The following is a 20,358-nucleotide window of genomic DNA, read 5'->3' as shown; positions in this document are numbered from 1 at the left end:
TCTTATCGGCAAGGACGATTTTGAATAGAATATAAGGTATATCTAATATTCCAACAATATGAATTTCAATCACAAAACACTTTTTATTTTTTAAATGAGCAAAATCATTGTTTAGTGAACTTTTTTTTTCTTTTTGAAAAATTTTGTGGTAAATTATTCCTGTTCGAAGGTTAAGTAATTTGAATGTTTCTCAAAAAAGGAAGGTTATATGGCATCCGAAGCTTTAAAAAATCTCGCTCTAAGCGATACTGGGTTTGTATTTGATCCAACTACGGGCAATACATATACGTTAAACGAAACAGCTCTCGCCATTGTTCGTTTATTAAAACAAGACAAGACAAAAGAAGAAATACTTCAATCGATTATCACTGAATACGAAGTCGATGCACATGAGATTGAGCGTGATTATTCGGACATGATTATCCAATTAACTGAATTAGGACTTTACAAATGAAAAGGACAGTCGTAGCCGTCAGTGGAATGAACGCAGTTGATAGCCCCGGTCCTGGTGTTCCAGTCCTTCGCTCTCTTCGTGAGTCAAAATTAAATCCAGAATTAATAGGCTTTGCTTATGGAGCACTTGAGCCTGGAAATTTCATGAGCGAACTTTTAGAAAACTCATTTCTACTTCCATATCCAAGCTCGGGACCAGAAGTTTTATTGGATCGAATCAGACATATCAATTCAATCAAGAAGCTAGACGTTATTATCCCCACATTAGATTCAGAACTAGATAACTACATTTCCATTTCGGGTGAATTAAAAAAAATGGACATTAGCGTTTTCCTTCCCGGGAGAAAAGAACTTCACACTAGAGACAAAACTTATTTAAAAGAGTCTCTGGAAAATACAGGCGTCCTACTTCCTGAAACTATTTCTGTGCAAGATGTAACAGCAATACGTCATGTGACAGACGAGATTGGATTTCCCTTGTTTGTAAAAGGTGTTTTTTACGAAGCGTATCTAGCTAGAAATTACGAAGAAGCTGTTGGATATTTTTATGCAATGGCAGGCAAATGGGGAGTGCCCGTTATCTTTCAAAAATACATTGCAGGCGAAGAAATCAACGTTTGTGCACTTGCAAAAGAAGGAGAAATGATAGGTGCTGTAGTCATGAAAAAACTTTTTCTTACAGACAAAGGAAAAGCCTGGGCGGGCGTAACAATCAACAGCGAAGATGCAAAAGCTACTTCCAAAAAAATTCTAAGCTTCATCAAATGGAACAGTGGATGTGAACTAGAATTCATCGTAGAAAACAAAACAGGAAAAATGTATCTGCTAGAGATTAATCCCCGTTTTCCGGCGTGGGTTTATCTCGCGACTGCATCTGGACAAAATTTACCAGAAGCATTATTAAAGCTAAGCCTAAATGAACCGGTCACTCCATTTCAAACTTACGATGTAGGAAAAGTATTTGTAAGACATAGCTGGGATGAAATTATCCCAATGAAATATATTGAATCACTAACTATCAAAGGACAATTGCTCGATATCGAGAAAGGAGATAAACATGAGTAAACGTATGTATGTTCGCCCAGTAATTCGCAGACAATATATGGGCGCTGCTAATAAATTCGGAGGATTTAATATTCCAGAGACAATGCATTCTATTGACGGAATTTCCATTGAGACTCTCCTGGAAAAACACGGTTCGCCGCTATTTATTTTTTCAGAAACTACAATTCGTAAAAAGATTAGCGAATACAAACAAGCTTTCGAATCTCGCTATCCTTCGTTTCAACCAACTTGGTCTTATAAAACAAATTATTTAAATGCAATTTGTAAAGTCTTTCACAAAGAAGGATTTTGGGCAGAAGTAGTTTCTGCTTTTGAATACCAAAAAGCTAGAAAGAATGGCATTCCTGGAAATAGAATTATTTTTAACGGACCTTATAAACCATACGAAGCATTAAAACTTGCTGTCTCAGAAGGAGCAAGAATTCACGCCGATCATCTCGATGAAATCAGAGACTTAATGAAAATTTCCGAAGAGCTTGGAAAGAGAGTAGACCTCGCCATTCGAATCAATATGGATACAGGTATTTATCCGTCATGGAGTCGATTTGGTTTTAATTTAGAATCCGGTCATGCACTAGAAGCAGCTAGAAGAATTGCACACAGTGGTGGCAAATTAGCATTAGTCGGTGTTCACTCTCATATTGGAACTTTCATGATGGATCCTTCTGCTTACAAAAGAGCAGCAGCAAAGATTGCAGACTTCTATAAAAAAGTAAGAGATGAACTTCGTCAACCAATGCAATACATTGACCTTGGCGGTGGTTTTGTTTCTGCAAATAAATTAAAGAGCACCTACTTTGCGGGTAGTTCGTTATTACCCTCGTTCGATCAATACGCTGAGGCAATATGCTCTTCGCTTTATGATTCTTTTTCTCCCGAAGAACCGCCTCCACTTTTTCTTGAATCAGGAAGAGCAATGGTGGATGATTCCGGTTATCTCGTAAGCACAGTCGTTGGAAACAAGACAATGCCTAGCGGAAAGAGAGCAGTCGTATTAAATGCGGGGTTAAATCTCCTGTATGTCTCAACTTGGTATGATTTAAAAATTTCTCCCGTCAAAGATTATTCTAAAGCATATGAAGATGTGACTCTATACGGTCCACTCTGTATGAATATTGACGTTGTTCGTGAAAATGTTTTGCTTCCGAATATGTCAAGAGGAGATCACCTGGTGATTCATCCTGTTGGAGCGTATAACGTTACGCAGTGGATGCAATTTATTGAAATGCGTCCAGCAGTTATATTGATTCAACAAGGCGGCAACGTCAAAGAAATTCGTAGAAGAGAAACGGTTGATGATATCAACGCAATGGAATTGGAATAAAAAGAATAGGTAGCGCATGAATTTTTTAAAAACCATTTATTTTGGAACACTTTCTGCTTATTCTTCAATCCTTTTCAGTCCAAGCCCCTATCTGGGGCTTTTGATTTTCTTTGCAACCCTGTTTAATTGGGAAGCCGGTGCGATGGGGTTACTTGGTATTATCTTCTCTATTTTGGTTGCGATGTTTTTGGGAGTGCATGAAGAGAGAATCAAGAAAGGTTCTCTTGGATTCAACGGTCTTCTAGTTGGATTATCCATTAACCTCTACCATAATGTAGATTTTACTTTGATATTTATTTTATTTGCGGCAATTGTATTGTTAGTTTTTCTTACCATTGCTCTTGAGTATGCCTTTTCCTATTTTCTAGGCTTACCGATATTATCCATACCGTTTGTGATTGTTAGCGTAATTGTATACTTTTCATTCTATGATTACAACGGATTAAACTTTAGAACGACAAATCATGATTTTCCGTATGATCCTCTATTTCCAGAAAGCTTTAATTATATGCTCTATTACTTCAAAAGTTTGGGAGGAATTTTCTTTCAATCTAGTCCCTGGGCGGGATTATGCTTTGCTTTAATACTCTTTGCATCGAGTCGAATTGCATTTTTACTTTCTATCATAGGATTTATAACTGGAATCACTTTCCATATTTTACTTCAAGGAAAAATGGGAAATATCTCTGCTGGTTCAGTTGGGTTTAATTATATATTAACCGCAATTGCTGTCGGAGGAATTTTCCTTGTTCCTAGTCCTTCCACTTTCTTAATCGCTGCCCTCGCTTCTATGGTCAGTGCCCTTGTGTCATCATTCGCGAGTGTTTTGTTTACTCCATTTAGTATTCCTATTTTGGCTTTGCCATTCACAAGCGTTACACTTTTATTTATTTATACAATAAAGCTATTACGCAACAGAAACTTTGTGGCTGTTGATTTTCTTCCCGGCGCACCTGAGTCCAATTTAGATTATTACAAAACTAGGTTGCAGAGATTTGGTGTAAGTGGTCTTTATATTCGATTACCCTTTTCTGGAAAATGGAAAGTGTCGCAAGGGTTTAACGGTAAGTATACCCACCGCGATGCATGGAAAGAAAGCCTTGATTTTATGGCGATAGACTCAGAAGGAAACGTTCGAAAAGGAAAAGAAAACACTTGCGAAGATTTTTATACTTTCGGGCTAACAGTGCTTGCCCCCTGTGCAGGTAGAGTCACTAAAGTGGTAAAGCATTTAGAGGACAATAAACCGGGTGAAGTAGATACAAAAAATAATTGGGGCAATTTCGTGTTAATCGAACACACTCCATTTCTATTTTCTCATGTATCCCATTTTCTAAAAAACTCTATCTCTGTAAAAGAAGGCGATTACGTAACTGCTGGCACAAAGATTGGTCTGGCAGGAAATTCTGGTAGAAGTTTAGAGCCACATATTCATTTGCATTTTCAATCTACGCCGGAATTGGGAAGTTCAACCATTCCAGTTAGCTTTACTCAATACCAAAATGAAGTAGATGGCAAAACACTAATTCATTTCAATGAAATTCCATCAGAAGAACAAGTAATTTCAAATTTACATTCTGATTTTAATTTGAAAAACTTTTACTCTCTTTCTCCCGGTGAGGAATTTAAGATTAGCCTCACTAAGAATAACACGAAGACCTATACTGAAAAATGGAAAGTGCATTTAGATTTATTGGGCAATCGATTTCTTGAAGATGAAAAAGACAACCGTGTTTACTTTTATGTATCCCCAGATTATTTTTCTTGCTTAGATTATATTGGTAAAAAGAATACAGCTCTTTTCTTCTTTTACCTTGCAAGTTATCGTGTTCCATTTATTAACAATTCGAGTCAATGGAAAGATAGAATGTCGTATAAGTATTTTTCAAGCCTACCAGTTCGTCTTGTAAAGGATTTAATTCATCCATTCAGTGACAGTGTTGGCTTCGAGTGGCAAGGCGAAATGATTGAAAAAGATACAAGCCTCAGTTTAAAAGTAAAAGTATTACGCAATACAAGCATTATCCTCTATGAGCTAGATTTAGCACCAGATGTATCTGCTCCTGGAGTCATTCAAATTAAAAATAGAGAGGGAGATCAATGGATTTTAAGAAAATCAGAGTAGTCGGCGTTTTAGTATTTCTTTTATGGAATACGAATTCAATTTTTTCGCAAACAGTAGCCGAGGCTGTTGGACAAATGGAAAAACTGAATTACAAGAAATCAATCGAGACACTCGATAAAGTAATCAAAAAGAATCCAGATGATGTTATTGCATATTCCTATAGAGGTTATGCATACATGATGTTGAATGATTTCAAAAGCGCACTAGCAGATTATAAGAAAGCTGATAGTATAAGCTCTACTATTGATACGTTATCCGGCATACAATGGGCTCTTCTTGCCAATGGAAAGTATGACGAGAGCATTTCTACTGGAGAAAAAATCCTAAAACTAGATAAAGATAATTATTTTGCAAAGTTTAGAATGTCCGAGGCATATAAGGCTAAGCAAGATTATCCGAAATCGATTGAATTACTAGATCAACTCATCAGTAAGTATCCTGACTCTGCTGCCACGTATATGTATAGAGGCTATGCCCATATGATGAATGGTAGTTATGATAAGGCATTGGCAGATTATAAAAAGGCTGATAGTATTTATTCTACAATTGATACGTTATCCGGCATCCAGTGGGCGCTTCTTGCGATGGGTAAGAATGACGAAAGCATTGCCGCCGGTCAAAAAGTTCTAGCGTTAGATCCAAATAACTATTACGCAAAACAACGAATTGGCGACGCATACTTAGAAAAAAAAGAATATGCTAAAGCCTCCGAGAATTATAAACAACTGCAAGCCCAATACGGTAAGAATGCTGATCTTCTTTGGAAAATCGGTCTATGCGAATACTATACTGGAAACAAAGACGAGGCAACAAAACTATTTCAAGAAGGTAGTAAGCTTTCTCCTGAACACAAAGGAATTCAAAAGGCTTTGTCAGGCGGTAGCGCATACCCTTATTTTGCCGTTATCCCAGAATATAGTGGATATAGTTTCAAAGGATCGGACTTTATTGGCAATGGACAAAAATACGGATTGGGTGTTTCGTATAGCCCGAATGAAAATTGGAATATACGAGCAAGTGCCATTCATGATGTAACACAAAATCTTAGTTCAAGCAAAGGGGTCACGAATTATATCACCGATCCGATTAACTTAGCTTATCTATCTTCGTATGGTTATTTAGCCAAACCTTCTTCCATCCCAAGCTATTATACATCAGCGATTAACATGTATTATCTGGGAAATTTAATTACATCGCAGAATTATGTAACGACTAAGTATGCCGTTGGTGTTTCTTACAAGTTATCCGATCGTTTTTCTTTGAGCATTACCCCGCAAGTTCTTAGTTCGAATACACCTTATCTAAGTGGTGGCGCTGCCGGGCAAATTGGAATTAGCTACACAAACAACTTTACTATTTCAGTTTCGGGTGCGGCGATTTCTGCTCCCAGCAGTAAAGGTGGTCAAGGAACGGTTACTTTCTATTATCCGTTTTTAGATAAATTCTATTCTTCTTCTACCATTAGCGGTCAATCCATGTCAGTTGCAGCTTCTGAAACTTATCTAATTTCAACTTCACCGCTTTATTTTGGAACTGATACGTATAAAAAATCTAAAGGCTATGGATTCTTCCAACAAGAATTTGGTTTTGCTCTACAATATTTTTATGCTGGAATTGGAGGTAGATACGGAACTGCACGAACTCCATTCATGGGAGAAAATTGGATCTACACAGGATTTGATTTACTTTACGGAGGATACGGGCAAATTGGAATTAAAACAGAGAATCTTACAATTCAATTGCAATTCAGTCATGATAAATGGCTTGATTCAAGAAATGAGAGACCTAGTTCAGATACTGTAAAATTTATGCTTATATGGAGAATATAATGAAAAGAATACTATCACTATTTATACTTGTAATTGCGACACAGATCGTATCAGATACACTGATTGACTCGTATACGCAAGAGGCAAAGAGAGATTATGCGAAAGCATTAGAAACAATGGAAGAATTGAGTAAGGAAAGTCCAAATGATTATTTCATTCAACTAAGAACAGGTTGGATTGCACTAGTCAAAGGAGATTTTACAAAATCAGCTTCTTATTATCAAAAGGCAACCTTGATAGCTCCGAATGCAATTGAACCAAGGTTAGGAAACGTAAGAGCATTACTCGCGTTGGGACAATACAAACAAGTAGACATTGCTTGTAAAACAATCTTAAAGTTAGATAGCAAAAATTACTTTGCAAGAAGCACATTGGCTTATACCAATTATGTGCTAGCAAATTACAAAGAAGCCGAAACATACTATGAGTCGATTACTGCGGATTATCCTGCTGATACAGAAATGCTGATTGGGCTTGGATGGTCTTATCTCAAACAAGGAAATAAAGCTAAAGCCAAAGTGCTTTTTGCGTCTCTAAAAAAAGTAATTCCAAATGAGGAAAGAGTTACTTCCGGCGCTAGCTATGCGGATAAATAGACTACCGCAGATACTCATTCTTATCCTCTTAGTCTCCTGCACGGAGGTTAAGACTAGAAAAAGTAAAATTCGTCTAGGTGTTCCGCCTAGAACGAATTTTATGCATGTGTTTATCGCAGAAGAAAAAGGCCTCTTTAAAAAGAACGGACTTGAAGTAGAGTTATTCCAAACAGAGAATCTAAGCGAACTTTATTCCGAAAAAAAATTAGACGTTATCTGCACGGGTCTGACTGAATCCATTGTATTCTCTTCTGAAGGACATGAAACAAAAATAATCTATCGTTTCAGCGATTCATTTACTACTGACATTATCATCGCTGGATCTAAAATAAAAGACTTAGGCTCACTAAAAAAGAAAAAAATTTCCTTCGATGGAGTAAATTCATCTTCGCATATTTTTGTGCAACAACTTTTAGGAAAAAATGGAATTCAAGATGGGGAATACTTTGCCGTTAACCTACCAGTGAACCAAGTCCTTGCAAAGCTAGAATCCGGTGAAATTGATGCCGGACATACAACGGGCGTTAGCCTATCGGAAATTTCGAAACGAGAATGGAATATTATTGGAAGGTCTTCCGATGATCCAAATCTACTCTCTGATACATTGAGTGTTGACGCAAAATTTTTAGAAACTCATAGTTCTGAATTAAAAAAACTCATTCAATCTTTGGATGAGGCAAATCAGTTTTATTCTCATAACTCAAAAGAAGCTATTGCTATTGTAGCTACCAAAATTAAAAAAACAGACTCAGAAATTAAAGAAGATTTGGACGGATTGAGATTTTTAACATTGGAAGAAAATCAAGGAACACTGAAGGCCCAGACAGAGGATATGTCTAAATTAAATCCACAAAGAATCACACAAAACGAAGGACCAACAATTGGTCTTCAAGAGGGACCTCGTATGCCCGGTATCGTGCGCCCCGATGAGAGAATGGATTCTAATTATAAATCAAAAGTTGCTGGACTTTTTACAGCAGGAGAAACAATCATTCGATTTCTAAAAGAAAGAGGACAGATTTACCGCAATCCGGACTTAAAGACCATTATCGACGATAGCTTTGTAAAGAGTATTGAGGCAAAATGAAATTATCCTTAAAAATCTTCGCGGTATATTTATTTTTTACACTTGGCATTCTAGTTCCCACTGGAATTTCTGTTTATATTTCTGCAATTCGTTTTGTCGAAACGCAAATACAGGATGGATTAGAAGAGAAAGCAGGACATATATTTGATAAAATGGATAGAGTTCTATTTGAACGTTATTCCGATATGCAAACAATCAGTGCGGATCCAATTTTTCTGGATACAAAAGTTAATTCAGAGGAAATTACTAAAAAGCTTATCTCCTATCGAAACCAAAGAAAGGTTTACATCTCATTATCCTATTACGATAAAAACTGTATCAAGATAGCGGATACGAATGGTTTGGCGATTGGAGATAAATGCAAAGATTCAACTTGGACTAGAGAAGTTTATTCTGAAAATAAAATCAGCGCAGCTAGTGATATTTTATACCTAGAAGAAATTGGCAACAAAGTAATTGTATTTGCTGCTCCTGTGATGAGTCAAGATGGAGTTCTGATAGGAGCGGTTACTGCATTTGTCTCCATTGGTAGGCTTCACCAGATTATAAGTGGGAGCAAAGATTTAGAAGACTATGCATTGATTGATTTACTCGACCATGAGGGTAATACTATTTATTCCAACCATCGTTCTTTTAAAAAAGATTCTTTATTCAAACAATCCGAAAAAGAAATTCTATCAACCGATACAATTTATGCAAAAGAAGGCGAACCCGGATTTCTTGATTTCCAGGGAAACCGTTGGCAGTTATTTTTACAAATTCCAAACGAAAAAGCATTCGCAGATATTGTTACAATTCGCAATAAAGGCATTACCATCGGGCTAATCCTCATTTCCCTCTCGCTTCTTATTGTTTATTTTCTTTCAAGAAAAGTAATTGCCCCACTGTTGATTCTAAAGCGAGCCGCTGACGAGTTTGGTCGTGGTGATTTAGAAAAAAGAGTTCCTGTTGCATCGTCAGACGAAATAGGTGAACTCTCTCTCACATTTAACAAGATGGCTCTCGATTTGAGTTCTAGTCTAACGGAATTAGAAAGAAAGAATCAAGAATTAGAAAAATTAGATAAACTGAAAGATGAATTTCTATCGAATACATCGCACGAATTAAAAACTCCACTCAATGGAATCATTGGAATTGCAGATTCAATGATAGATGGGGCTACAGGCAAATTACAAAAAGAATCTGTAAAAAATCTCCGTATGATAAGTGATAGCGGAAGAAGACTATCTAACTTAGTAAATGATATTTTAGATTTTTCAAAATTAAAAAATCACGAGATAGCTATTCAGAAAAAACCAATCGACATAAAGTCGTTAGCCGATATGGTATTACTTCTGTCCAGACATCTTTTAAATGGAAAGAACATTGACCTTATAAACAGCATTCCAGAAAATACTCCGGCAATTTTAGGCGATGACAATCGATTACAGCAAATCCTTCTTAACCTCATAGGAAATGCGATTAAGTTTACTGAAATGGGGAAAGTGGAAATCTACGCAAAGCCAAATAACGAAGAAGAGCTAATGATTATTATCTCCGACACAGGAATAGGAATTCCAACAGATAAATTTAATTCCATCTTTCAATCGTTTGAGCAAGTAGATGCATCGATTTCAAGGGAATATGGAGGAACTGGTCTCGGTCTTAGTATCACGAAAACTCTAATCGAATTACATTCAGGTAGAATATGGGTAGAATCTGAAGTAAGAAAAGGTAGTCAGTTCTATTTTACGATTCCTATTTCCAATGAGAAAGCTGTAGCGACTGTGAACGAAGGTCTTGTTCCGTTAGGGGTTACTCCTGAGTATGCGGATGAATCTTTAGAGACTCGTATAGTTGATGAATCTCATCGTAATATAAAGATTCTTGTTGTAGATGATGAGCCGGTCAATGTTCAAGTTCTAGAAAATCATTTGAGCCTTGCTGATTATACAGTTTTCAAAGCACAAAATGGAGACGAAGCATTAGCAATTTTAGAAAAGGAAGAAATCAACCTTATCCTTTTAGATATAATGATGCCAAGACTTTCTGGATATGAAGTTTGTAAAATTGTGAGAAGAAAACAAACAAGTGGAAACCTGCCCATTATAATGCTTACGGCAAAAAACTTAATCAGTGATCTTGTATACGGATTCGAATGTGGGGCTAATGATTATTTAGCGAAACCATTTCAAAAAGAAGAATTACTTACAAGAATCAAAACGCATATTCAAATCTCTACACTTAATAAATCTTACGAAAGATTTGTTCCGCATGATTATCTACAATTTCTATCCAAAGAGAGTATAATTGACGTTAATCTCGGAGACAACGTAGCCACAGATATGTCAGTCGTTTTTTCTGATATACGATCCTTCTCTACTCTTTCTGAGACAATGACTCCACAAGAGAATTTTAATTTTGTAAATGCATATTTTAAAAGAGTAAGTCCGAAAGTGCGTGAGTATCGAGGAATTATTGTGAAGTATGTGGGAGACGCAATCATGGCTGTATTCAAAGAAAGAACGGAAGATGCAATTGACTCAGCCATTGCCCAATTGAATGAGCTTTCCATTTATAACCAAAGAAGAGCGGCTAATGGATATTCTCCAATCCAAACAGGATATGGAATTCATACAGGCTTTATGATGCTCGGGATGATTGGAGAAGTAAATCGTATGCAAGGAGATGCATTTTCGGATCACGTAAACTTGGCTGCAAGGCTTGAGGGGCTAACGAAATATTATGGTGCACAGATAATTATTAGTTCTGTGGTTCTGGGAAAAGTAAAAGATCCATCAAAGTATTCAGTTCGATATTTAGATCGTGTGCGTGTAAAGGGAAGAAACCAACCAATTGAAATCTATGAAGTGATGAACTCTGATGAAGATTTAATTCGAGATAAGAAAATTAAAACGAATGCAGAATTTAAGAAAGGTATCAATTTCTATCTGCAGGGAGATATGAAATCAGCGAATGCAATTTTAAAAGAGCTGAATCAGAATTTTCCAGAAGATAAAGCGGTGGTTCAATACTTAGATAGAACTATTGAGTATTTAAAGTTTGGACTTCCCGAAGGCTGGGAAGGCGTTTACGACATGAAGAGTAAATAGATTATTTTCTTGCTTCGAAAGTTTAGTTCTTTTAAAAAAACTTTCCCAAATTTATTCATCTTTCATGTTCGATAATATTAGAAAAATCAAAGACAATGACCCGGCTGCAAAATCTTATATAGAAGTAATTCTCTGTTATCCTGGATTGCACGCTCTGTGGTTTCATTCCATAGCCCATTTCCTTTATGTTTGCAAGATTCCCTTAATTCCAAGGCTTCTGAATTATATTGCCCGCTTTATAACAGGAATTGATATTCATCCTGGAGCAAAGATTGCAAATGGAATCATGATTGACCATGGAATGGGAATTGTGATTGGTGAAACAGCCGAAATTGGAACAGGCTGCCTCATCTACCAAGGAGTAACTCTCGGTGGAACAGGAAAGGAATCTGGAAAACGTCACCCTACATTAAAGAAAACGTAGTGATTGGCTCTGGAGCAAAAGTTCTTGGCAACATTGTTTTGGAAAGCAATGTCCGTGTAGGAGCCGGCTCTGTAGTTATGCGCGATGTTCCTGCAAATTGCACAGTAGTTGGTATTCCTGGTCGTGTTGTTAAATCTGATGAAAGAAATAGTGAGCATATGTTAGATCATGGACAAATGCCTGACCCTGTCGCAAAGGTCTTTTCCATTCTTTTGGAAAAGATAGAAACACTGCAAAAAGACATGGCAGACCTTTCTCATGAGCAAAATCTGGGTAAAAAACCGAGAAATATAGAGGATGATATATTGCAAGAGTTTATTCATGGAGGCGGAATATGATTTTTTAGAAATTTATTTCTGAAAAATCAATATTTTGCTTTAACTTTTTCAAAGGGTTGAGGATGATAGATATAATCTTAATTTTTAATTCAAGGAGTTAAGGATGTCGAAATTAAAAGCAATTTTGCTTTTTACAATGTTAATGGTTGCTGTTTCTGGTTGCGGTTCTAGCGGTAAAGAAGCTCACGATGTTGGAGAAGGTGGAAAACAGTTTGAAGGATGGCACGGTCCTCCTGAAGATGTAAATAAGAAACCTTTTGACTACTACTATATGAAGTCAGTAGGTAAAGCTTCCCCTAAAGCTATGGACAAGAGAAGTGGTGCAATGATGCAAAGCACATGCACTGATGCTGCTACAACAAAAGTAAAAGGTGATTTGATCGGTAAACTCGTAGGAGAAAGTATCCAAGGTGCATCTGGTGTTTCTGACGGTGAGTCTACAGGTGCTGTTGTTGTTAGAGAATTTTCAGGAAAATTACAAGGTGTAAACGTTAAAGAATGTAAAGCTTTGTATAAAGATGATCCAGAAATTCCATACAGTGGATGGAAAGAATGTGAGTGCGTTGTGTTTGTTAAAATTCCTGGCGGTAGAGATGCTGTCGTGGCTAAAGCACAAGAACTTTCTAAATAATTCTTCTCAAAGAATACCTATCAATCTATATTCAAAAATTTGAATCTATTTTTACAGCTCTAGCAGGAGTGATTGCCTCGCCGGCTGTAAAAGGATTTGAATTTTTTTAGTTTTATTTCCTTTCACATTTTAATCCCTTTCAATCTAATCTCTTCACGTTCCCAAACAAGGACTAGTAGTAAGTCTTCGGCGATGATGGAAAGGCTAAATTTCCAAATTGGCCGCGGCCATTTTTAAATTTGGAAACGGCCAAATTTCAAAAAGTTCCCGACCATTATACTCCGACTCCGGGGACTTTTATACCCATTGACCGCGGCCAAATGTTTCATTGGAACCGGCCATTTTTTAATTTGGTCGCGGCCGAATTAAAAAAAGTTCCCGACCAAAGGTCAAAGACACTATATCAGCAAGACTTTGAGAGAATTTTATTCTTTACTCATATGCGATTGAAATTTAGGTTAAGTAAAAATTCTTAGAAACAAGAGAGATATCCAAATGACTACAATTCCCGAAACAGGAAAAGCAATTGAACTTATTAACTACGAAGGACTAGAAAGCTCAATACGAGTGGGGCAAAGAAAGATTAGTCCTTTAAAAGAAAACGACGTGCTAGTTAAGATAGCGGCTTCTTCGATTAACCCTTCCGATCTAATGTTCATTCGCGGACTCTATGGAATCAAAAAGAAAATTCCCTGTGGTGGTGGCTTTGAAGGAAGCGGGACTATTGTTGCAGTTGGCTCTGCTGTTACCAAAGTAAAAATTGGTAATAGAGTAGCTTGCTCTGCTCATTATATGGGAGATGGCTCCTGGGCAGAATACATGGTCACACCGGAATACAATTGTATACCACTAATTGACAAAGTGACACTCGAACAAGGAGCTACTTTTTTCGTAAATCCACTCACTGCCTGTGGACTTACTAACATAGCGATTAAAGAAAAGCGAAATGGAATTGTTCAAACAGCCGCCGCAAGTGCTCTCGGTAAAATGATTCAACGTTATGCGACACGTAAAGGTCTTCCTGTCATCAATATCGTTCGCAAAGAAGAGCAAGTTGAACTTCTGAAATCCCTTGGCTCTGAACATGTATTAAATTCCACTTCTCCTGACTTTGAAAAAACATTCACACGACTTGTTAAGAAATTAGAAATTACCTTAGCCATTGATGCTGTTGCCGGTAAAACAGGAGAAGATGTGTTCAATATGATGCCATCCAATTCTAAGCTTGTGGTATACGGAGCATTATCCGAAGAACCCATTGGAGTAACTGCTGGTTCTTTAATTTTTCAAAGAAAAAAAGTAGAAGGATTTTGGTTGAGCTATTGGATTGCTGATACTCCACCAGAAGAATTTTCTGAAATCATAAAGGATGCACAAGAAAATCTTTCTACCGATTTCAAATCTGAGATTAACAAGCGTTTTTCTCTTGAGGATGGCTATAAAGCAATTGATTTTTATAAAAACAATATGACCAGCGGCAAGGTGCTGTTTGTCCCTTAGAATTCTATTTCTGCGTCTGGAAATGCATTTCGGATTTCATTCTCGATTGTTGTTCCCAATTCAAGATCAGCTAGAGATATTTTTTTGAGTTTCTTTAACTCTTCGAACTTTGCTGGAAGTTTTGTGATATGATTAAAGCCAATAAACAAAGCTTCCAACTCCTTTAACTCACATATTTCATCTGGAAGTTTTTCCAATTTATTTGAGCTAATAGAAAGCCATTTTAGATTTTTAAGATTCCTTATTTCCGTAGAAATCTTTTCTAATCCAATTCCACTAAGCGATAGGCGAACGAGCCTTCTCATTTCATAAATATCTTCTGATATTCTTAACTGATCATTGCTTCCTAAGTATAAATTCTCTAATTGATTCATATCATAAAGGTTTGGTGGTAATTCAGTTAGGTCATTCGAAATCAAGTTAAGGTAATTTAGTTTTTTTAATTTTCCAATTTGCTTTGGCAGAGTTGTTAATTGATTGTTCATCAGGCTTAAGTATTTTAAATGCTTTAGTTTGCCAAATGTCTGCGGTAGTGTAGTAAGTCCATTATTGTTCATAGAAAGTTTTTCTAAATGTTCGGAAAAGAGAAGAACTTCAGGAAACACTGTAAATGCATTCTCATCAAGATGAATGCGAACTAGCTTTTTACAATAAGCAATGGATTCAGGTAGGTTCGTGAGTTTATTATTTTCTACATGCAAAATTTCTAGGTTTACCAAGCTTCCTATATTATCAGGTAGTGCACTCAGGTTTTGATTTCTTAAATCTAGTTCACAAACAGATTCAATATTATCTTCTTTGAAAGCCTTTTTGATGGATTCAAACTTTTCGCAAACAGCTTGCGCTGAAATTGAATTGAGAATAAAAAAGAAGGAGAGAACAATAATTGTTTTTATGTAATGCATAAATAAACTATACGAATTTATTCTAAGCAATACAATAATTTTTTATTTTTAATTTAAGCTGTTGCGTAAGTTTCGCAGTTCAATGATTCTTTGTCTTCTGTAGTTTCCATTCTAAAATGATCTGGATTAAAGGAATTCAAATAGCCAACGAAGTCTTCTAGACTAGGTGTAGTCACTAATTTATGACGAAGCTCAGAAACTCCAAAGTAATTCTTTAAGTATTTAGCAACATGCTTTCTAAATAGGACGAGCCCTAATTGCTCCCCATAGAAGTTTGTCATAAGGTCTAGATGTCTGAAAATCATCGCACGCACTTCGGGAAAGGTTAATGTCGATTTGTCAATGCCTGCAAATACCCATGGATTGCCAATTGCTGCTCGACCAATAAGAACTCCATCCACACCTGATGTCTTAATTCTTTCTTGGGCTTGCGCATAAGAATGAATATCCCCATTTCCAAAGATAGGCACTTTAGCGAAAGACTTAATTTCTGAAATAATATTCCAATCGGCAGCGCCAGTATATGCCATTGTCTTCGTTCGTCCGTGGACTGAAATTGCTTGCGCTCCCGCTTCTTGTAACACATGCACGATTTCACGATAGTTCAAACTATCATGATCCCAGCCAATTCGAATCTTTGCAGTCACCGGAACTTTTACAGTTCTTACCATAGACTCAATGATTTTTCCAACGTATTCAGGCTTGCGAAGAAGTCCTGCTCCAGAACCGCGATGGGAAACTTTCGCGACAGAGCATCCCATATTGAGATCAATAATGTCCGGTCCTAAGTCTTCAATGATACGACAGGCTTCCGTAATTATTTCCAGATTGTTTCCAAAGATTTGAAAAGAAATTGGTCTTTCCATTTCTTGAAAGCGAAATAAGTCGATTGATTTCTTGGAATGATGGCTAATTCCATCTGTGCTAACAAATTCAGTGTAGGCAAAGCCAGAACCCATTTCTCTGCATATCTGTCGATAGGGACTATCCGAGACGCCTGCCATTGGAGAGAGGACTACATTATTCTGAATTTCAACATTTCCTATTTTTATCATAGCGACTTAGACCAAGATGAAAAAACTATCCTGTGAATCAATTGATTCTTAATAAAAAAAACTCCTTGCGTTTTTCAATGCGTATTTTAGACAACTGATATGAGTTCAGAAATTAGAAAAGCAGACAGAATTTTTCCAAAAGATTTTGCAGACTATGCGGTTCAATTGAATGCAAATGGTGACAGCTTCAGTGGTTATTTGGGAAATATTTCCGAGACTGGACTCTGTGCCATAATGCCAGCAAACTTTCCCTCAGAAGTCAATGAAATTAACGAAGGAAGTGTTCTTCATTGGCCTACAGGGGATAATATGGAAATAGCTGGTCGTGTAGCGTGGAAGACTAATTACGAGTTTCAGAAAAAACCACACATCATGATCGGTATGGAATTTTCTGATAAAATCATTTTTCCTGAATACTTACTCGCTCTCAGTCTTTCCGTCGAAGATTAAAGGCTCGGATTCTCTAGAACGATAGCGATTCCCTGTCCGCCACCAATACAAAGTGAGGCTACTCCGTATTTAACTTTTCTTCTCCTCATTTCATAAGCAAGCGTAAGAGTAACTCTAGCACCACTTGCTCCGAGTGGATGACCAATTGCAATTGCTCCACCGTTTACATTTGTGATCTCTGGATTTAATCCCAACTCTTTTTGCACAGCAAGGTATTGAGCGGCAAATGCTTCGTTTACCTCAATAAGACCTATATCCTTCAATGTCAAGCCAGCAGAAGCAAGCGCACGAGGAATTGCAAGTGCAGGACCGATTCCCATTTTTGCTGGATCACATCCACTGTGTCCGTAAGATTTAATAATGGCTAAAGGCTTTTTGCCCAACTTGTCAGCATACGATCTAGACGCTACGATGACAGCACCCGCTCCATCGTTAATACCTGACGCATTTCCAGCAGTAACCGTTCCATCTTTTTTAAAGGCTGGCTTAAGAGAAGACATCTTGTCTTTCGAAGCTTTTCCTCTAATGAATTCATCTTTATCAAATACGATTGGATTTTTTCCGGCAATTGTGATTGGAGTAATTTCATCTTTTAGGGTGCCGTCTAACGTTGCTCTTTCTGCACGCTCTTGTGAAATCGATGCCCAATCATCTTGCTCTTGTCTTGAGATGCTGTATTGAACAGCAAGATTTTCTGCTGTCATTCCCATTGGAAGTTCAACATAAAGATCTGTTAATCCCTGATTTAAACTATCTTCAAATTCTGTCGGTCCGTATTTGATTCCCCATCTAGCATTTCGCACAACGTAAGGAGCTTGACTCATGCATTCAGTTCCACCGGCTAATACTACATTTGCCTCATTGAGATAAATCTTCTTTGCTGCGAGAATGATTGCTTCCATTCCCGATCCACATAGTCTATTTACTGTGAGTGCAGGAGTTTCTACTTTAAGTCCTGCTTTAAGTCCGATATGTCTGGCAAGATAAATTGAATCTTTTCCGGAAGGAACTACATTTCCAAAAATACTTTCGCCAATGTCTTCTGCCTTAACTCCTGCTCTTGCGATTGCTGCCTTTGCTACTTCAACACCCATTTCGGTTGCACCAAAGTCTTTTAAAGTTCCGCCAAATGATCCGAATGCGCTTCTCGCACCATCAATGATTACTGCTTCTTCCATAATGTTTATCCTGTAAAAAATTTATTCTGTTTTAAAATGACTTTCTATTTCTGTTTTCTTAGCTTCCGTAAGCTTTAATAATTCGCCTAATTTATCCAAGAACTTTTTCTCAACGACTTCAAACTCTCTGTCCCCTGTAAACGTTGCAAAACAAGCAAGCTCATAACAAAGCTCTTGCTTCTTTTCTTTTTCAAAATAAGCGGCGATCTTAGGAATTTCCAACGGAGCGGAGGCAGCCTTTTTTGCTTGCTCCATAAACTCTTCCCGTGTATATCTCGCCTGAATCGGCTTAAATACATCTATATCGTAAAGCTCCTTGACCCTGTCTGCAAACCAGACTTTTTCTTCGTAATTTAACACTCCGTCCGAGCGTAGAGCTCTCAAGTAAAGACCAATGTAAACTTCAATTAAATAATCATCAGAGAGTTCTTTTTGAACTTTGCGAATATAATCGGAAAAGCCGCCTGCATTTCCTACGCCTGTTTGATTTTCTTTGGTATGTTTGTTTGGTTCGTTCATAGATTTTTCCTGAAAGAATTTTTCTATACTATTGGTAGAATGCAAGAAGTTATTTTTCTGAAAAGGGATTTATCTTTTCGGGAGTAAAAAAACGCTTTGCAAATTACTCGGATGGTTTTTATCGTAATTATAGTATTTTAAATACAAAAAGGAACTAAGTCTATGAGAATATCTGTAGGAAGTCTTCCACAATCTTTAAACGAAGAGGATTTGAAAAAAATGTTCGCGGAGTTTGGAACAGTTGAAGATGTCGTAATCAAACGCGACAAAAAGACACAAACCTCCCTTGGTTACGGTCATGTCGATATGCCGGATGATGCTGGTCAAAAAGCGATTGAGAAATTAAACGGAAAAGAAATTGAAGACAAGAAAATTGCTGTCGTCGATGCCGCTCAATTACATAACGATGGCAAAGATAAAAACTGGGACAAACCAGTTACCAACAGCAAAATCCATGGAACTAAATTTACCGGCGGCGGTTTTACGGGCGGTGGAGTTCGTAAATCTGGCGGTGGTGGCAGAGGAAAATAAAACATGTCAACAGCTAAATTATTAAACAGCACAACAGAAAATGGGAAAAAGTTTTTTTTACAATTTGGAGGACAGGGTTCTCCTTATTTAAAAGAAGTAAGTAAGTTATACAAAGAAGAACCTTTATTAAAAGAATTTTTCGAAGTAGCTTTTGCTACATTGAATAAAATTGAAAACGAAGTGGGCAAATCCGATATCCTCATTTCAGAAGGATTAGATTTAAAATCTTGGATAGAAAATCCTGATTCAGCACCATCAGACGATTACCAAATTCGTGGTAGTGTTTCCGTTGCAATGATTTTCATTACACAAGCGGCTAATTATCATTTGATGACACTCAAAGGATTTCCGGTTGATAAACTGACTGCCGCTACTGCGGGGGTAACAGGACATAGCCAAGGAATTATAGGCGGAGCACTTGCTGCCGTTGCAAAAGATGGAAAAGACTTCTACAAAACATTTGCAGACTTTCTAAGCTTTACCTTCTATCTTGGTTATCGAGCACAAGAGAAATATCCAATCTTCGAAGTAGAAAAAGCAGTTATTGATGGAAATGCTGAAATTGGAGACAAGAATCCTTCTCCAATGGTTGCAGTAATCGGATATTCCAAAGAAGAATTGGAAGCAAGAGTCGATGCGGCAAATAAAGATTTATCTCTATCTGGTCAGGACAAACTCAGCATTAGCCTCTACAACACTCCTGATTCAATGATTATTTCTGCAAAGCCATCTTCTCTCTTGGCATTCCGCAAAAAATACAAATCAGAAATGGACGAAAGAAAAGCTAAATTCGTATACTTAAGAACAACTGCTCCTTTCCATTGTCCATTCATGGAAGGAACATGGGAAAAGTTTGAAGTTGATCTAAAGACGAAAGTTCATTTTCCTTATACTGTGGCTGATTTAAAGTTGCCGCTCCATTCTATTTTTGATGGTCGTCAAATAGGAGCTTCTGAGAATTTAGCAGAAGTTCTGTTTAAGGAAATTGTAATAAAGGCTCTTCATTGGGATAAAGCAGTAGGCGCTCTATTTACAAATGCAAGTATTGCTACTGTTATTGATTGTGGTCCAAGTGTGGTTACATCTAAGTTAACCGGTGGACAGCTTACTTCGAAAAATCTAACTACACAAGTTCTTTGTCTTTCAAATAACAAAGACTTAAAAGTAATTTTCGAGGCATAACATTAACCAAAGTCTATTTTGCTTAAAGCAAAACGTTTTAAGCAAGATAGACCTCTCACAGTCTGTTTCCTTAA

General features: G+C 37.1%; 17 protein-coding genes and 1 pseudogene. 14 read left to right on the top strand and 4 right to left on the bottom strand.

Translation table 11 applies throughout. From position 1 onward, the window contains the following. Positions 1-208 precede the first annotated feature (208 nt). From IPH52_02125 to IPH52_02075, 11 genes and pseudogenes are all read left to right on the top strand, one after another. Positions 209-454 carry an HPr-rel-A system PqqD family peptide chaperone gene (locus IPH52_02125; protein MBK7053838.1) on the top strand — a complete coding sequence of 82 codons (246 nt, stop codon included), beginning with the start codon at positions 209-211 and terminating at the stop codon, positions 452-454. After that, complete coding sequence (locus IPH52_02120) at positions 451-1,518, top strand: ATP-grasp domain-containing protein (protein ID MBK7053837.1); 1,068 nt, start codon at positions 451-453, stop codon at positions 1,516-1,518. The genes IPH52_02125 and IPH52_02120 overlap by 4 nt, the downstream gene beginning before the upstream one ends. Next, a complete protein-coding gene (locus tag IPH52_02115) occupies positions 1,511-2,842 on the top strand; it encodes an alanine racemase (protein MBK7053836.1) in 1,332 nt (443 codons plus the stop codon). The genes IPH52_02120 and IPH52_02115 overlap by 8 nt, the downstream gene beginning before the upstream one ends. Positions 2,843-2,858: 16 nt before the next feature. After that, positions 2,859-4,967, top strand: coding sequence for an urea transporter (locus IPH52_02110; protein MBK7053835.1), 2,109 nt, complete (start codon positions 2,859-2,861; stop codon positions 4,965-4,967). Further along, positions 4,943-6,796 (top strand): tetratricopeptide repeat protein, encoded by a 1,854-nt coding sequence (locus IPH52_02105; protein ID MBK7053834.1) that lies wholly within the window; start codon positions 4,943-4,945, stop codon positions 6,794-6,796. The genes IPH52_02110 and IPH52_02105 overlap by 25 nt, the downstream gene beginning before the upstream one ends. Continuing rightward, positions 6,796-7,392, top strand: coding sequence for a tetratricopeptide repeat protein (locus IPH52_02100; GenBank protein MBK7053833.1), 597 nt, complete (start codon positions 6,796-6,798; stop codon positions 7,390-7,392). Before IPH52_02105 ends, IPH52_02100 begins: the two co-directional genes overlap by 1 nt. Further along, complete coding sequence (locus tag IPH52_02095) at positions 7,349-8,479, top strand: ABC transporter substrate-binding protein (GenBank protein MBK7053832.1); 1,131 nt, start codon at positions 7,349-7,351, stop codon at positions 8,477-8,479. The genes IPH52_02100 and IPH52_02095 overlap by 44 nt, the downstream gene beginning before the upstream one ends. Next, positions 8,476-11,571, top strand: a complete 3,096-nt coding sequence (locus tag IPH52_02090) for a response regulator (protein ID MBK7053831.1) — start codon at positions 8,476-8,478, stop codon at positions 11,569-11,571. Before IPH52_02095 ends, IPH52_02090 begins: the two co-directional genes overlap by 4 nt. Before the next feature lie 64 nt (positions 11,572-11,635). Next, a pseudogene (cysE, locus tag IPH52_02085) lies at positions 11,636-12,333 on the top strand (serine O-acetyltransferase). Between the two features lie 103 nt (positions 12,334-12,436). Next, complete coding sequence (locus tag IPH52_02080; protein MBK7053830.1) at positions 12,437-12,964, top strand: lipoprotein LipL21; 528 nt, start codon at positions 12,437-12,439, stop codon at positions 12,962-12,964. A 495-nt stretch (positions 12,965-13,459) separates the two neighbouring features. Then, on the top strand, positions 13,460-14,464 hold the full coding sequence (locus IPH52_02075; GenBank protein MBK7053829.1) for a zinc-binding dehydrogenase: 1,005 nt from the start codon (positions 13,460-13,462) through the stop codon (positions 14,462-14,464). Here the strand turns inward: IPH52_02075 and IPH52_02070 are convergent. After that, a complete protein-coding gene (locus tag IPH52_02070) occupies positions 14,461-15,369 on the bottom strand; it encodes a leucine-rich repeat domain-containing protein (GenBank protein ID MBK7053828.1) in 909 nt (302 codons plus the stop codon). The genes IPH52_02075 and IPH52_02070 overlap by 4 nt on opposite strands. A 53-nt stretch (positions 15,370-15,422) precedes the next feature. Beyond that, positions 15,423-16,424, bottom strand: coding sequence for a tRNA dihydrouridine synthase DusB (dusB, locus tag IPH52_02065; protein MBK7053827.1), 1,002 nt, complete (start codon positions 16,422-16,424; stop codon positions 15,423-15,425). Between the two features lie 99 nt (positions 16,425-16,523). On the opposite strand from dusB, the gene IPH52_02060 reads away from it, so the two are divergent. Beyond that, entirely contained in the window at positions 16,524-16,874 is a 351-nt protein-coding gene (locus IPH52_02060; GenBank protein ID MBK7053826.1) for a PilZ domain-containing protein, read from the top strand. On the opposite strand, the gene IPH52_02055 is transcribed toward IPH52_02060, so the two are convergent. Both IPH52_02055 and IPH52_02050 read right to left on the bottom strand, forming a co-directional pair. Continuing rightward, positions 16,871-18,052, bottom strand: a complete 1,182-nt coding sequence (locus tag IPH52_02055; GenBank protein MBK7053825.1) for an acetyl-CoA C-acetyltransferase — start codon at positions 18,050-18,052, stop codon at positions 16,871-16,873. The genes IPH52_02060 and IPH52_02055 overlap by 4 nt on opposite strands. 21 nt (positions 18,053-18,073) lie before the next feature. Next, positions 18,074-18,571 (bottom strand): TerB family tellurite resistance protein, encoded by a 498-nt coding sequence (locus IPH52_02050; protein MBK7053824.1) that lies wholly within the window; start codon positions 18,569-18,571, stop codon positions 18,074-18,076. Positions 18,572-18,733: 162 nt separating this feature from the next. On the opposite strand from IPH52_02050, the gene IPH52_02045 reads away from it, so the two are divergent. Both IPH52_02045 and IPH52_02040 read left to right on the top strand, forming a co-directional pair. After that, complete coding sequence (locus tag IPH52_02045) at positions 18,734-19,102, top strand: RNA-binding protein (GenBank protein MBK7053823.1); 369 nt, start codon at positions 18,734-18,736, stop codon at positions 19,100-19,102. Between the two features lie 3 nt (positions 19,103-19,105). Further along, entirely contained in the window at positions 19,106-20,284 is a 1,179-nt protein-coding gene (locus IPH52_02040) for an ACP S-malonyltransferase (GenBank protein ID MBK7053822.1), read from the top strand. Positions 20,285-20,358 lie beyond the last annotated feature (74 nt).

This window comes from Leptospiraceae bacterium (assembly GCA_016708435.1).
GTDB lineage: Bacteria > Spirochaetota > Leptospiria > Leptospirales > Leptospiraceae > UBA2033.
Note: the sequence above shows the minus strand (reverse complement) of the source record. Positions and strands in the feature narration are given on the sequence as shown.